This is a genomic window from Halobacterium wangiae (assembly GCF_021249345.1).
GTDB lineage: Archaea > Halobacteriota > Halobacteria > Halobacteriales > Halobacteriaceae > Halobacterium > Halobacterium wangiae.
This window is the reverse complement of record NZ_CP089588.1, coordinates 1683970-1698142: the sequence shown is the minus strand read 5'-3', so window position 1 is coordinate 1698142 and position 14173 is coordinate 1683970. Positions and strand designations below refer to the sequence as shown.

11 protein-coding genes are annotated in these 14173 nt (G+C 67.9%); 10 read left to right on the top strand and 1 reads right to left on the bottom strand.

Annotated elements, in window-relative coordinates; all coding sequences use genetic code 11:
* Position 1 precedes the first annotated feature (1 nt).
* From rpoB to LT965_RS09155, 7 genes are all read left to right on the top strand, one after another.
* Positions 2-1828 carry a DNA-directed RNA polymerase subunit B gene (gene rpoB, locus LT965_RS09185; protein ID WP_232700468.1) on the top strand — a complete coding sequence of 609 codons (1827 nt, stop codon included), beginning with the start codon at positions 2-4 and terminating at the stop codon, positions 1826-1828.
* Positions 1825-4740, top strand: coding sequence for a DNA-directed RNA polymerase subunit A' (locus tag LT965_RS09180; protein ID WP_232700467.1), 2916 nt, complete (start codon positions 1825-1827; stop codon positions 4738-4740). Before rpoB ends, LT965_RS09180 begins: the two co-directional genes overlap by 4 nt.
* The gene (gene rpoA2, locus LT965_RS09175) at positions 4733-5920 is read left to right on the top strand and encodes a DNA-directed RNA polymerase subunit A'' (protein ID WP_232700466.1); all 1188 of its coding nucleotides are present in this window, start codon (positions 4733-4735) and stop codon (positions 5918-5920) included. Before LT965_RS09180 ends, rpoA2 begins: the two co-directional genes overlap by 8 nt.
* Complete coding sequence (locus LT965_RS09170) at positions 5920-6345, top strand: NusA-like transcription termination signal-binding factor (protein WP_232700465.1); 426 nt, start codon at positions 5920-5922, stop codon at positions 6343-6345. The genes rpoA2 and LT965_RS09170 overlap by 1 nt, the downstream gene beginning before the upstream one ends.
* Before the next feature lie 416 nt (positions 6346-6761).
* Positions 6762-7190: a 30S ribosomal protein S12 gene (locus LT965_RS09165; protein ID WP_232700464.1), complete on the top strand. Its 429-nt coding sequence runs from the start codon at positions 6762-6764 to the stop codon at positions 7188-7190.
* A 1-nt stretch (position 7191) separates the two neighbouring features.
* Entirely contained in the window at positions 7192-7806 is a 615-nt protein-coding gene (locus LT965_RS09160) for a 30S ribosomal protein S7 (protein ID WP_232700463.1), read from the top strand.
* 94 nt (positions 7807-7900) lie between these two features.
* Entirely contained in the window at positions 7901-9214 is a 1314-nt protein-coding gene (locus LT965_RS09155; RefSeq protein WP_232700462.1) for a PQQ-dependent sugar dehydrogenase, read from the top strand.
* On the opposite strand, the gene LT965_RS09150 is transcribed toward LT965_RS09155, so the two are convergent.
* Positions 9211-9975 (bottom strand): DUF5781 family protein, encoded by a 765-nt coding sequence (locus tag LT965_RS09150; RefSeq protein ID WP_232700461.1) that lies wholly within the window; start codon positions 9973-9975, stop codon positions 9211-9213. The two genes, LT965_RS09155 and LT965_RS09150, sit on opposite strands and share 4 nt — an antisense overlap.
* A 196-nt stretch (positions 9976-10171) precedes the next feature.
* Between LT965_RS09150 and LT965_RS09145 the strand changes: the two genes are divergently transcribed.
* The 3 genes from LT965_RS09145 (at position 10172) to LT965_RS09135 (ending at position 14160) form a co-directional block, all read left to right on the top strand.
* A complete protein-coding gene (locus LT965_RS09145; protein ID WP_232700460.1) occupies positions 10172-12358 on the top strand; it encodes an elongation factor EF-2 in 2187 nt (728 codons plus the stop codon).
* A gap of 333 nt (positions 12359-12691) precedes the next feature.
* The gene (locus LT965_RS09140) at positions 12692-13222 is read left to right on the top strand and encodes an amino acid-binding protein (RefSeq protein ID WP_232700459.1); all 531 of its coding nucleotides are present in this window, start codon (positions 12692-12694) and stop codon (positions 13220-13222) included.
* Positions 13219-14160, top strand: a complete 942-nt coding sequence (locus LT965_RS09135) for a homoserine dehydrogenase (protein ID WP_232700458.1) — start codon at positions 13219-13221, stop codon at positions 14158-14160. The genes LT965_RS09140 and LT965_RS09135 overlap by 4 nt, the downstream gene beginning before the upstream one ends.
* The last annotated feature ends 13 nt before the right edge of the window (positions 14161-14173 follow it).

Below are 14173 nucleotides of genomic sequence, written 5' to 3'. Positions count from 1 at the left end.
CATGAGCACGGAACGAGAAGCCAAAGTCTACGTCAACGGCAGCCTCGTCGGGACCCACGAGAGTCCCGAGGAGCTGGCAGCACAGATTCGGGAGGCGCGTCGCCGGGGAGAGGTCTCCGAGATGGTGAACGTCTCCGTGAAAGACCGCACCAACGAGGTCATCGTCAACGCGGACGCGGGACGCGCCCGCCGTCCGCTGCTCGTCGTCGAGGGCGGGGAGACCCTCGTCTCCGACGAGGAGATGGAGGCCATCCAGACGGGCGACATCGACTTCGAGGACCTCGTGCGCGCGGGGAAGGTGGAGTTCATCGACGCCGAGGAGGAAGAGGACATCCTCGTCGGGGTCGAGGAGGACGACCTCACCGAGGACCACACCCACCTCGAGATCGACCCGCAGCTCATCTTCGGCATCGGCTCCGGGATGATCCCGTACCCCGAGCACAACGCCAGCCCCCGTATCACGATGGGGGCAGGGATGATGAAACAGAGTCTGGGCCTGCCGGCGGCGAACTACCGCATCCGGCCAGACACCCGCCAGCACCTCCTGCACTACCCGCAGAAGGCGATGGTGAACACCCAGACCACCGAGCAGATCGGCTACGACGACCGGCCCGCGGGCCAGAACTTCGTCGTCGCCGTGATGTCCTACGAGGGGTTCAACATCGAGGACGCGCTCGTCATGAACAAGGGGTCGGTCGAGCGCGCGCTCGCCCGCTCGCACTTCTTCCGCACCTACGAGGGCGAAGAGCGACGCTACCCCGGCGGCCAGGAGGACCGCTTCGAGATCCCCGGCGACGACGTGCGCGGGGCTCGCGGCGAGGACGCCTACCGCCACCTCGACGAGGACGGCCTCGTCAACCCCGAGACCCAGGTCGACGAGTCCTCGGTCCTGCTCGGGAAGACGAGTCCGCCGCGGTTCCTAGAGGAACCCGAGGACATGGGCGGGCTCAGCCCGCAGAAGCGCCGCGAGACGTCCGTCACGATGCGCTCCGGCGAGGACGGCGTCGTCGACACGGTGACGCTGATGGAGGGCGAGGACGGCTCGAAGCTCGCGAAGGTGAGCGTGCGCGACGAGCGCATCCCCGAACTCGGCGACAAGTTCGCGTCCCGTCACGGCCAGAAGGGCGTCGTCGGTCACCTGGCGCCCCACGAGGACATGCCGTTCACGGGCGAGGGCGTCGTGCCTGACCTCGTGCTGAACCCCCACGCGCTGCCGTCGCGGATGACGGTCGGCCACGTGCTGGAGATGCTCGGTGGGAAAGCCGGCTCGATGGACGGGCGCTCCGTCGACGGGACGGCGTTCACCGGCGAGGACGAAGAGGAGATCCGCGGCACGCTACAGGACCGCGGGTTCAAGTCCTCCGGGAAGGAGGTGCTGTACTCCGGCGTCTCCGGCGAGAAGATCGAGGCCGAGATCTTCGTCGGCACCATCTTCTACCACAAGCTCTACCACATGGTGTCGAACAAGCTCCACGCCCGCTCGAAGGGACCGGTCCAGGTCCTGACGCGGCAGCCGACCGAGGGGCGCGCCCGCGAGGGTGGCCTCCGTGTCGGGGAGATGGAGCGTGACACCGTCATCGGCCACGGGGCCGCGATGGTGCTCAAAGAGCGACTACTGGACTCCTCAGACCGCGAGGAGGTCCACGTCTGTGGCAACTGCGGCATGACCGCCGTCGAGAACTACGAGCAACGACGCGTCTACTGTCCGAACTGCGGGGAGGAGACGGACGTCCACAGCATCGAGATGAGTTACGCGTTCAAGCTACTGCTCGACGAGATGAAGGCGCTCGGTATCGCGCCGCGACTGGAACTGGAGGACGCAGTATGAGTGCAGGACAATCACCAATGGAAATCGGGGAGATCAGCTTCGGGCTGATGGACCCGGAGGAGTACCGGGACATGTCCGCGACGAAGGTCATCACCGCGGACACGTACGACGACGACGGCTTCCCCATCGACATGGGGCTGATGGACCCGCGGCTGGGCGTCATCGACCCCGGACTGGAGTGCAAGACGTGCGGCCAGCGCTCCGGGAGCTGTAACGGCCACTTCGGCCACATCGAGCTCGCGGCGCCGGTCATCCACGTCGGCTTCTCGAAGCTCATCCGTCGGCTGCTCCGCGGCACGTGCCGGGAGTGCTCGCGACTCCTGCTCACCGAGGAGGAGAAAGACGAGTACCGTGCCGACCTCGACCGCACGCGGAGCCTCCGCCAGGACGTCTCCGACGTGATGACGGCGGCCATCCGGGAGGCCCGGAAGAAGGACCACTGCCCGCACTGCGGCGAGGGCCAGTACGACGTCAAACACGAGAAGCCGACGACGTACTACGAGGTCCAGCAGGTGCTCGCGTCGGACTACAGCGAGCGCATCGCGGCGTCGATGCAGCCCGACCGCGACGACGACGAGGACCAGGGGATCAGCCCCCAGGAACTCGCCGAGCAGACGGACATCGAGATCAGCCGCATCAACGAGATCCTCTCGGGCGAGTTCCGCCCCCGACGCGACGACCGCGAGGCCATCGAGGCCGCGCTCGGCGCCGACCTCACCACCGAGGACATGAACAAGCTGATGCCCTCGGACATCCGCGACTGGTTCGAGGACATCCCCGGCGAGGACCTCGAGGCGCTCGGCATCGACGCCGAACGCTCGCGACCCGAGTGGATGATCCTGACCGTGCTGCCGGTGCCGCCGGTGACGGCCCGTCCCTCCATCACGCTGGACAACGGCCAGCGCAGCGAGGACGACCTCACCCACAAGCTCGTCGACATCATCCGCATCAACCAGCGGTTCATGGAGAACCGCGAGGCCGGTGCACCCCAGCTCATCATCGAGGACCTCTGGGAGCTGCTGCAGTACCACGTCACGACGTTCATGGACAACGAGATCAGCGGGACGCCACCGGCGCGCCACCGCTCCGGCCGACCGCTGAAGACGCTCTCCCAGCGCCTCAAGGGCAAGGAGGGCCGGTTCCGCGGCTCGCTGTCCGGGAAGCGCGTGAACTTCTCGGCGCGGACCGTCATCTCGCCGGACCCGACGCTGTCGCTGAACGAGGTCGGCGTCCCCGACCGCGTGGCGACCGAGATGACCCAGACGATGGTCGTCAACGACCAGAACCTCGAGCGGGCGAAGCGCTACGTGCGCAACGGCCCCGAGGGCCACCCGGGCGCGAACTACGTCACCCGACCCGACGGGCGACGCGTGCGCGTCACGGAGAAGGTCTGCGAGGAACTCGCCGAGCGCGTCGAGCCCGGCTGGGAGGTCCAGCGACACCTCATCGACGGCGACATCATCATCTTCAACCGCCAGCCGTCGCTCCACCGCATGTCCATCATGGCCCACGAGGTCGTGGTGATGCCGTACAAGACGTTCCGCCTGAACACGGTCGTCTGTCCGCCGTACAACGCCGACTTCGACGGCGACGAGATGAACATGCACGCCCTCCAGAACGAGGAGGCCCGTGCGGAGGCCCGCGTGCTGATGCGGGTCCAGGAGCAGATCCTCTCCCCGCGGTTCGGTGAGAACATCATCGGCGCCATCCAGGACCACATCAGCGGGACGTACCTGCTGACCCACACCAACCCGCGGTTCAACGAGACGCAGGCCTCCGACCTGCTCCGGCAGACCCGCATCGACGAACTGCCGGAGCCCGCGGGCACCGAGGCCGGCGAACCGTACTGGGAGGGTCGCCAGATCTTCTCCGAACTGCTGCCCGAGGACCTCGACCTCGAGTTCCTCGGCACCGTCGGCGAACCCGTCGTCATCGAGGACGGCTACCTCGAGGAGGGCACCATCGCCGAGGACGAGGTCGGTGGGTTCGGCGGCGAGATCGTCGACACCATCGCGAAGGTCCACGGGAAGACCCGCGCCCGCATCTTCATCAACGAGGTCGCCTCGCTGGCGATGCGGTCGATCATGCACTTCGGGTTCTCCATCGGCATCGACGACGAGACCGTCTCCGAGGAGGCCCGCGAACGCATCGACGAGGCCATCGGCTCCGCCTACGAGCGCGTCCAGGAACTCATCGAGACGTACGAGAACGGCGACCTCGAGAGCCTCCCCGGCCGCACTGTCGACGAGACCCTCGAGATGAAGATCATGCAGACCCTCGGGAAGGCCCGCGACTCCGCGGGCGACGTCGCCGAGGAGAACTTCGCGGCGGACAACCCGGCAGTCGTGATGGCCAACTCCGGCGCGCGTGGGTCGATGCTGAACCTCACGCAGATGGCCGGCTGCGTCGGCCAGCAGGCAGTCCGGGGCGAGCGCATCAACCGCGGCTACGAGGACCGCACGCTGAGCCACTTCGCGCCGAACGACCTCTCCAGTGAGGCCCACGGCTTCGTGGAGAACTCCTACACGAGCGGGCTGACGCCCAAGGAGTTCTTCTTCCACGCGATGGGTGGCCGCGAGGGGCTGGTGGACACGGCAGTCCGCACCTCGAAGTCCGGCTACCTCCAGCGTCGGCTCATCAACGCGCTCTCCGAACTGGAGACGCAGTACGACGGCACCGTCCGGGACACCAGCGACACCATCGTCCAGTTCGAGTTCGGCGAGGACGGCACCTCGCCGGTCGAGGTCGCCTCCAACCAGGAGGTCGACATCGAGGTCGAGAACATCGCGGACCGTGTCATCGACTCCGAGTTCGCCAGCGACGAGGAGAAGGCGGAGTTCCTGGGCGTCCAGGAGCCACCGACGAATCTCTCCGAACACGGTGCGTCCTGGGAGGTGGAATCCGATGACTGAAGTCACCGAGAGCGTGCGCGACACTGTCGAGGCCACGGAGCTTCCCCGACGGCTGAAGGAGCGCGTCTACGACACCATCGAGGACCGCGACGGCGTCACCGACGAGCAGGTCGAGGAGATCGCGACCGCCGTCGAGTCCAGCTACCTCGAGACCCGCATCGACCCCCTCGACCCGGTGGGGACCGTCTCCGCGCAGTCAATCGGGGAGCCGGGGACGCAGATGACGATGAACACGTTCCACTACGCGGGCGTCGCGGAGATGGACGTCACGCAGGGCCTCCCCCGGCTCATCGAGCTGGTGGACGCCCGGAAGACACCGGACACGCCGGTGATGAACGTGTTCCTCGAGGACGAGTACGCCGCGGAGCGCGAACGCGCCCACGAGGTCGTCTGGAAGATCGAGGCGACGAAGATCCTCGCGCTCGGCGACATCTCGACGAACGTCGCCGACATGGTCGTCCGCATCGACCTCAACGAGGACACGCTCCTGGAGCGCTGGCCGCTCGAGGACGACACGACCGAGGTCGCCGCCGAGATCGCCGAGACCATCGAGGGGAGCCTCGGCGTGGACGTGACCCAGCAGGGTACCGTCCTCGAGTTCGGTCCGAGCGAACCCTCGTACCGCGAGCTGCTCCAGCTCGTCGAACAGCTCCGGGACATCGTGTTCAAGGGCATCGAGGACGTCAGCCGCGTCGTCATCCGCCGCGAGGAGACCGACCGCGGCGAGGAGTTCGTCCTCTACACGGAGGGCTCGGCGTTCAAGAAGGCGCTCAAAATCGAGGGCGTCGACGCCTCCCGGACGAAGTGTAACAACATCCACGAGGTCCACAAGACCCTCGGCATCGAGGCGGCCCGCGAGGCCATAATCGACGAGACGATGTCCACCCTCGAAGAGCAGGGGCTGGGCGACGTGAACATCCGCCACCTGATGCTGGTCGCGGACATCATGACCAACGACGGCACCATCCAGTCCATCGGCCGGCACGGCATCTCCGGCAACAAGGACTCGGTGCTCGCGCGGGCGGCGTTCGAGGTGACGGTCAACCACCTCCTCGACGCCGCCATCTACGGCGAGGCGGACGACCTCGACGGCGTCATCGAGAACGTCATCGTCGGGAAGCCGGTCCGCCTCGGCACGGGCGACGTCAACCTGCGCATGGGCGCCGGCAAGTCGGACTGATGACAGTCCGGCTCTCGGACGAGGCGCGCCGCCTGCTGGCGGCCTTCGAGGACGAGACGGAGGCGACAGCCGTCGACTGCGTCGTCGACGACGACCGCGACCGCGTCATCTTCGTGGTGACCGCGGGCGAGATGGGGTCGGCCATCGGCCCCGGCGGGAGCCGCGTCGAAGCCCTCGAAGAGAAACTCGGCCGGGACGTGATGCTGGTCGAGGACGCGCCGACGCCGGAGGGGTTCGTCGCCAACGCGCTCTCCCCCGCGGCGGTGTACAACGTCACCATCAGCGAGAACGACACGACGGTGGCGTACGCCGAGGTCGCCCACGACGACAAGGGCGTCGCAATCGGCGCAGACGGCCAGAACATCGAGGCCGCCAAGGAACTCGCCGCCCGCCACTACGACGTCGACGATATCCAGCTCACGTAAGCGCACTTTTTGCGCTGCGGGGGGTCGCCTGCGGCGACCCCCGCTCGGCAAAAACTTGCGGAAAAAGCACTCCTCCTTCGGTCCGCTTCGCGTCCCTCAGTCGTCGGTCCGAGCGCTCACTTCGTTCGCGCTCGGTGAATCGCGACCCTTCCGGGCTCTTCGAGCCGCTCGGGTCGCGAACGTAGCCGATAGGTTGTGAAACCGACTGTCGAGCATCGGCGAGCGAGCGGTTCGAAGAACCCGAGCGAAGCCGTTCACCGCGCGACTAACGGGAGCGCGGGCCGACGACCGAACGGAGCGCCGGAGGCGCGGAGTGAGGGAGGAGTGCTTTTGGTCGAGCTTTTGCCGAGGCGCGGCGCAGCCGCGCCGCAGCGCAAAAGGTCGGGCTTAAGTACCTCCACTGGGTAATCGGCTGTATGTCGAACGGCAAGTACGCCGCTCGGAAACTCAAGAAGGACCGCCAGAAGCACCGGTGGTCCGACTCCGAGTACGCGCGGCGAGAGCGGGGTCTCGGCAAGAAGTCCGACCCCCTCGAGGGTGCGCCGCAGGGTCGCGGCATCGTCCTCGAGAAGATTGGCATCGAAGCGAAACAGCCCAACTCCGCGATCCGGAAGTGCGTCCGGGTCCAGCTCATCAAGAACGGGAAGCAGGTCACGGCGTTCTGTCCCGGTGACGGCGCCATCTCGTTCATCGACGAGCACGACGAAGTCACCATCGCCGGCATCGGCGGTGCGAAGGGTCGTGCGATGGGCGACATCTCGGGCGTGAACTACAAAGTCGAGAAGGTCAACGGCGTGAGCATGATCGAACTCGTCCGCGGGAACGCGGAGAAACCGGTCCGATAACATGAGCGAGGACGCAGCCCCAGAACCCGACGCACCCGCCGGCACCGACGACGAAGACGTCGACGCGAAGCTCTTCGGCAAGTGGGACGTGACGGGCATCACCTACGAGGACCCGAGCACGCGACGGTACCTCGCCGCGACGCCGGTCGCCCACACGATGGGCCGACACTCCTCAAAGCAGTTCAAGAAGAGCGAGATCAGCGTCGTCGAGCGGCTCGCGAACCGCCTGATGAAGACCGGACAGAACGCGGGCAAGAAGCAGCAGGCCCTGCAGATCGTCCGCGACGCTTTCGACATCGTCCACGAGCGTACCGACGAGAACCCGGTGCAGGTGCTCGTGCGCGCGGTGGAGAACGCGGCGCCCCGCGAGGAGACCGTCCGCCTGAAGTACGGCGGCATCTCGGTCCCCCAGGCCGTCGACGTCGCGCCCCAGCGCCGCGTCGACCAGGCGCTGAAGTTCATCACCGACGGCGCGCACTCCTCGGCGTTCAAGACGCCGACGGACGCCGCCGAGGCGCTCGCCCAGCAGCTCATCGGCGCGGCCGACTACGACGTGCAGACGTACGCAGTGGGTCAGAAAGAGGAGAAGGAACGCGTCGCCGCGGCAGCGCGCTAATCCGGTTTCTACTCTCTGTCGTTCTCCGGGTGACCAGCGGGAGCGCTGGCACCGTTCCGATAGAGATTTTAGGCCTGCCTAAAATCTTGGCCGCATGGACGATTCGCGCCGGCGGTTCCTCGCCACCACCGCCGCCATCGCCGCGACCGGACTCGCCGGCTGTATCGCCGGCGGGAGCCGCCCCGACGACGACCTGACTCACGACGCCACCGCGTGGGCGAACTACGACCTCGACTGGGCGACGCCGACCAATACCCCCGAGACGAACGTCCGCACCGAGGACGTGCTCACGGGCCTGGAAGTGCCCTGGGACGTCTCGTTCGCACCCGACGGCACGCTGTTCGTCACGGAGCGCGTCGGGCGCGTCCGGCGTTTCGACGGCGACACACTCTCGACGGTCGCGGCGCCCGAGGACGCCATCGACGTCACGGCCGTCGACGACGAACCCGACGACAAACCGTACTGGGAGACGTGGTGGGTCGCGGGCGGCGAGGGCGGCACGCTCGGCGTCGCCGTCCACCCGAACTACCCCGACCCGGGGTGGCTGTACGTCTACTACACCGCCGGCGAGGAGGGTGACTGGGAGAACCAGGTGGTACGCTTCGACGCCACCGCCGAGGACCCGGCAAGCACGCGGGAGGTCGTCGTCGGCGGCATCCCCGCGGACGAGGTCCACAACGGCGGCCGCATCGCGTTCGGGCCGGACAACCACCTCTGGGTCACGACCGGGGACGCGGGGACGAAGGCGGACGCACAGGACCCGAAGTCGCTCGCAGGGAAGGTCCTCCGCGTGCAGGCGACGGGCGCCCCGGCCGCCGACAATCCGCGCCACGACGGCTGGGACGACCGCGTCTACACGCTCGGCCACCGCAACCCGCAGTGTATCACGTGGCTCCCCGACGCCACGCCGGTCGTCACCGAACACGGGCCGAGCGGCCTCGACGAGGTGACCGTCCTCGACGCGGGCGAGAACTACGGCTGGCCGGACGTACGCCACCCCGAGGAGTACCGCGCGAACCCCGAGGTGAGCAGGCCAGCGCTGAACACCGGGGTCGACAACTCCTGGGCGCCGACCGGCGGCACCCTCTACACCGGCGACGCGATCCCCGCCTGGCAGCACTGCCTCGTCTTCGGCCAGCTCATCGCCCAGCGAGTCGGCGTCGTCTCGCTCACGCCGGAAGGGGCGCCGCGACCGCCGACCGGGGACGGACAGCGCTTCGAGGGCGACTGGCTGGACGACGACTACGGCGCGACGGCGTGGCAGACGCTCGGCTCGCTCGGTCGGGTGCGCTGCGTCGTCGAAGGGCCGGACGGCGCGCTCTACGCGACGACGTCGAACCGGGACGGCCGCGCGAAGGAGGGGTACCCGAAGGAGGGCGACGACAGGCTCGTCCGCATCGTCGCCTAGTCGGCCGCGGGGCCGGCGGTCGTCTCCTGTGCGTCGACGTAGGTTCGGATCGTGTCCACGAGGCCGCGACGGCACTCGCTCTCGTCGGGGTCGTCACCGAGCGCCGCGAAGCGCTCGCGGAACGCGTCGAACTCGATCTCGGGCGCGTCCTCGGCGGCCGCGTGCGCGAGGTCGTAGATGCGGTGGCCGTCGTCGACGGCGCCGTTGCGTTCGAGGAGCGCGAGCGCGAACGCCGCGTTCACCGCCGTCATCGAGGGGTCTGCGCCCGCGGTGAGCCGCTGTCCCATCTGGGGGCCGGCGACGGGGCGGTCCGCGACGGCGGCCGCGAGTTCGGACTCGAGGAACGAGACGAGTTTGTCCGTCGGCCCGACCGAGAGGGTGATGTCGTCGGCGTAGATGTCCTTCACGTGGTTGGCGATCTGGTAGCAGTGGGTGAGCACCCGCCGTTCGACCTCCCGACCCGTGAGCGCGAGGAACAGCACCTCGTCCATCGAGAGCACGTGGCTCGGGTGTTCGTGCTCGTAACAGTGCATGTGGGCGAACTCGTGGAGGGCGAGTTCGCGAGCCATCGCGCTGGTCGCCGCCTGCCGGGAGATGTTCAGGACGTGGTGGTCGTCGTAGTGGCCCGCCCACGTCCGCTCGTCGGGGTTCTCGCGCACGCGAACGGTGACCGGCTTCTCGAGGTCGTGGGCGGTCTCGAAGACGTCCCGGGCGCCGAGAAAGGGCGCGGCCGGGCCGCTACCGGTGACTCGCAACTCCATGATACTATCTGGCAGGTCGCTCGCGGCAAAGACTCTTACGCCCGTCTGCGCGCCGAGCGGAGCGAGACGACGCCGAACCGACGACCAGAGCGGACAGTTCGAACCCGACGAATCACCGGCTACGGGCCGTGTCCCGCCGTACCGTGGTCCGAGCAAAACACTACCCTTTTGAACCCGCTGGCAGTAAGAATTCCCAATGGGCCGACGCAAGAAGATTGTCGAACAGTGCGAACGGCTGATGGACGAACCCGAGCAGATTCGGAACATCGCCATCGCCGCGCACGTCGACCACGGCAAGACGACGCTCACGGACAACCTGCTGGCCGGTGCCGGCATGATCTCCGAGGACACCGCCGGCGAGCAGCTCGCCATGGACACCGAGGAGGACGAGCAGGAACGCGGCATCACCATCGACGCCGCGAACGTCTCGATGACCCACGAGTACCAGGACGACGACCACCTCATCAACCTCATCGACACGCCGGGCCACGTCGACTTCGGCGGCGACGTGACCCGTGCGATGCGCGCCGTCGACGGCGCGCTCGTCGTCGTGGACGCCGTCGAGGGCGCGATGCCCCAGACGGAGACGGTCGTGCGGCAGGCGCTCCGCGAGGGCGTCAAGCCCGCGCTGTTCATCAACAAGGTCGACCGCCTCATCTCCGAGCTCCAGGAGGGGCCCGAGGAGATGCAGGAGCGACTCCTGTCGGTCATCAACGAGGTCAACGAGCTCATCCGCGGCATGACCGAGGAGATGGACGACATCGACGACTGGACGGTCTCCGTCGAGGACGGCACCGTCGGGTTCGGCTCCGCGCTCTACAAGTGGGGCGTCTCGATGCCGTCGATGCAGCGCACGGGCATGGACTTCGGCGACATCATGGACCTCGAGCGCAACGACAAGCGCCAGGAACTCCACGAGCGCACGCCACTGTCGGACGTCGTCCTCGACATGGTCTGTGAGCACTTCCCGAACCCCATCGACGCCCAGCCCCGCCGTATCCCGCGCATCTGGCGCGGCGACGCGGACTCCGAACTCGCCGACACGATGCGTCTCGTCGACGAGGACGGCGAGGTTGTCCTGATGGTCACCGACATCGGCATCGACCCGCACGCCGGCGAGATCGCCGCGGGCCGCGTGTTCTCCGGCACCATCGAGAAGGGCCAGGAGCTGTACGTCTCCGGCACCGCGGGGAAGAACCGCGTACAGAGCGTCGGCATCTACATGGGTGGCGAGCGCGAGGAGGTCGAACACGTCCCCGCAGGGAACATCGCCGCCGTCACCGGCCTGAAGGACGCCATCGCCGGCTCCACCGTCTCCAGCATCGAGATGACGCCGTTCGAGTCCATCGAGCACATTTCGGAGCCGGTCATCACGAAGTCCATCGAGGCACAGAACATGGACGACCTGCCGAAGCTCATCGAGACGCTCCGACAAGTCTCCAAGGAGGACCCCACCATCTCCATCGAGATCAACGAGGACACGGGCGAGCACCTCATCTCCGGGCAGGGCGAACTCCACCTCGAAGTCCAGACCCAGCGCATCGAGCGCAACCAGGGCATCCCCGTCACCACGGGTGAGCCCATCGTCGTCTACCGCGAGATGCCCACCCAGGAGTCCCGCGAGGTCGAGGGCGTCTCCCCGAACCGCCACAACAAGTTCTACATCACGGTCACGCCGCTCAGCGACGAGGTGCTCGAGCAGCTCCGCCTCGGCGAAGTGTCGATGGACATGCCCGAGCAGGAGCGCCGCGAGGTCCTGCAGGACGCCGGCATGGACAAGGACACCTCCCAGAACGTCGAGAACATCATCGGCCGCAACATCTTCATCGACGACACGAAGGGTATCCAGCACCTCAACGAGACGATGGAACTCGTCGTCGAGGGTCTCGAGGACTCCCTCGAGGACGGCCCGCTCGCCGCCGAACCCGTCGAGGGTGCGCTCGTCCGTCTCCACGACGCGCGCCTCCACGAGGACGCCATCCACCGCGGTCCCGCCCAGATCATCCCGGCGGTCCGCGACGCCGCCCACCGCGCGCTCATCGACGCCGAGATCCGTCTGCTCGAACCGATCCAGGACGTCCGCATCGACGTCCCCTCCGAGCACATGGGCGCCGCGTCCGGCGAGATCCAGGGACGCCGCGGCCGCGTCGACGACATGTACCAGGAGGGTGACCTCATGGTCGTCGAGGGCATCGCGCCCGTCGAAGAGATGATCGGCTTCTCCAGTGACATCCGCTCGGCCACCGAGGGCCGTGCCTCCTGGAACACGGAGAACGCCGGCTTCCGCGTCATGGCCGACAACCTCCAGCCGGAGATCATCGACGAGATCCGCGTCCGCAAGGGGATGAAGACGGAGCTGCCCCCGAGCATCGACTACTTCTAAAGTCGGACCTTTTTACTTCGACGGGTTTCCTCGCTCACTACGTTCGCTGCGGGAACCCGCCTCGCAAAAAGCTACGCTAAAAACGCTCCCGCGAACGCGGAACGTTCGCGGCGAACCTCGCGCTCCGCGCGAGGATGCTCGTTTGTGTTTCGGTCGTACAGGCGCGTCTGTCGGTCGAACAGCGGTAGGAATTGTCCGGGCCGAAGGCTTATACCGGCGAGACGCCCCACGAAGTAGCATGCACGCAGGCAGACGCGTCACGCGTGGAATCGGCACGGAGCGACGGCGTTTCCGCTCGCAGCCGACAACAATCCGCGCGTCGCCTGCACCCGGGTGGTCGCCGTGAGCGAGACGGCCAACCGCGCCCACACGCTCCGCCTCGAACTCGTCGACGAGCCCGGCGAGCTGTTACGGGCGCTCGAACCCATCGCGAACAACGGCGGCAACCTGCTGTCGATATTCCACGAGCGCGGGTCGCTTACGCCCCGCGGGCACATCCCCGTAGAGGTCGACCTGGAGTGTGCGCCCCACCGCTTCGAGCAGATCGTAGAAGCACTACGGGACGCCGGCGTGGCGGTCATCGCCGCCGACTCCGAGCGGTACGGCGAGGCCATCACCGTCATCCTGGTCGGCGACCTCGTGGACACCGACCTCTCGGACACGCTCTCGCGACTGGAGTCCTGTTCGAGCGCGTCGGTCGCGGACTTCTCGCTCACCGACGAGGAGGGGACAGACGGGGTCTCGAGCGCGCGACTCCGTCTGGCCGTCCAGTCCGGGAGCGCCGAACAGACCCTGGAGACGGTTCGGGGCATCGCCGCGGAGAAGGACCTCTCGGTCGTCGAACCGCTCGTGGGTGAACTGTGAGACTCGCCATCGTCGGTGTGGGCGACGTCGGTCGCTCCGTGGCGGAACTGGCGGGAGAGTACGGTCACTCGGTCGTGGCGCTGGCGGACTCGACGAGCGCCGTGGTCGACGCGGCGGGAATCGACGTCGCGGCCGCACTCGAACGGAAGGACGAGACGGGGACCGTCGGTGACGCCGCCCCCGAGGACGCGCTGGTCGCCGACTACGACGTGCTCGTGGAGGCGACGCCGACGACGCTCGGGGACGCGGAGCCCGGGTTCGGTCACGTCCGGGCGGCGCTCGAAGCCGACCGCCACGTCGTGCTCGCGAACAAGGGGCCAGTCGCCGAGCGTTACGACGACGTGCGCGAACTCGAACGCGCCAGCGACGGCGAAGTGCGCTTCGAGGCGACGGTGGCCGGCGCCATCCCGGCGCTCTCCACCATCGAGGGCGTCGGCGCGGAGCGCGTGAGCGCGGCCCGCGGCGTGCTCAACGGGACGGCGAACTTCATCCTCACGCGGATGGCCGCCGAGGGCCCCTCCTACGAGCACGTGCTCGCGGAGGCACAGGACCTCGGCGTCGCGGAGGCCGACCCCACGTTCGACGTCGAGGGCACCGACGCCGCGCTGAAGTGCGCCATCCTCGCGAACGTCATCCACGGCGGCGGCTACACCCTGGCGGACGTCGACGTCGAGGGCATCACCAACGTGCCGCCGTCGGCGCTGGAACTCGCCGCCGAGGACGGCCGGACGGTGCGGCTCATCGGCGAGGTGACCGCCGACGGCGCCCGCGTCGGGCCGCGACTCGTCCCGGAGAACGACGCGCTGGCGGTGTCGGGGACGATGAACATCGTCCAGCTGGAGACCGAACACGCGGGTCGGTTGAACATCTCCGGGCGGGGGGCCGGCGGGCCCGAGACGGCGACCGCCGTGCTCGCGGACGTCGGTCGCCTCGACTGAGGCCGGACCGTGT

Bases quoted from the DNA above. Each gene is read 5' to 3' on its own strand.
- rpoB (WP_232700468.1), top strand. From the start codon at position 2: ATGAGCACGGAACGAGAAGCCAAAGTCTACGTCAACGGCAGCCTCGTC.
- LT965_RS09180 (WP_232700467.1), top strand. From the start codon at position 1,825: ATGAGTGCAGGACAATCACCAATGGAAATCGGGGAGATCAGCTTCGGG.
- rpoA2 (WP_232700466.1), top strand. From the start codon at position 4,733: ATGACTGAAGTCACCGAGAGCGTGCGCGACACTGTCGAGGCCACGGAG.
- LT965_RS09170 (WP_232700465.1), top strand. From the start codon at position 5,920: ATGACAGTCCGGCTCTCGGACGAGGCGCGCCGCCTGCTGGCGGCCTTC.
- LT965_RS09165 (WP_232700464.1), top strand. From the start codon at position 6,762: ATGTCGAACGGCAAGTACGCCGCTCGGAAACTCAAGAAGGACCGCCAG.
- LT965_RS09160 (WP_232700463.1), top strand. From the start codon at position 7,192: ATGAGCGAGGACGCAGCCCCAGAACCCGACGCACCCGCCGGCACCGAC.
- LT965_RS09155 (WP_232700462.1), top strand. From the start codon at position 7,901: ATGGACGATTCGCGCCGGCGGTTCCTCGCCACCACCGCCGCCATCGCC.
- LT965_RS09150 (WP_232700461.1), bottom strand. From the start codon at position 9,975: ATGGAGTTGCGAGTCACCGGTAGCGGCCCGGCCGCGCCCTTTCTCGGC.
- LT965_RS09145 (WP_232700460.1), top strand. From the start codon at position 10,172: ATGGGCCGACGCAAGAAGATTGTCGAACAGTGCGAACGGCTGATGGAC.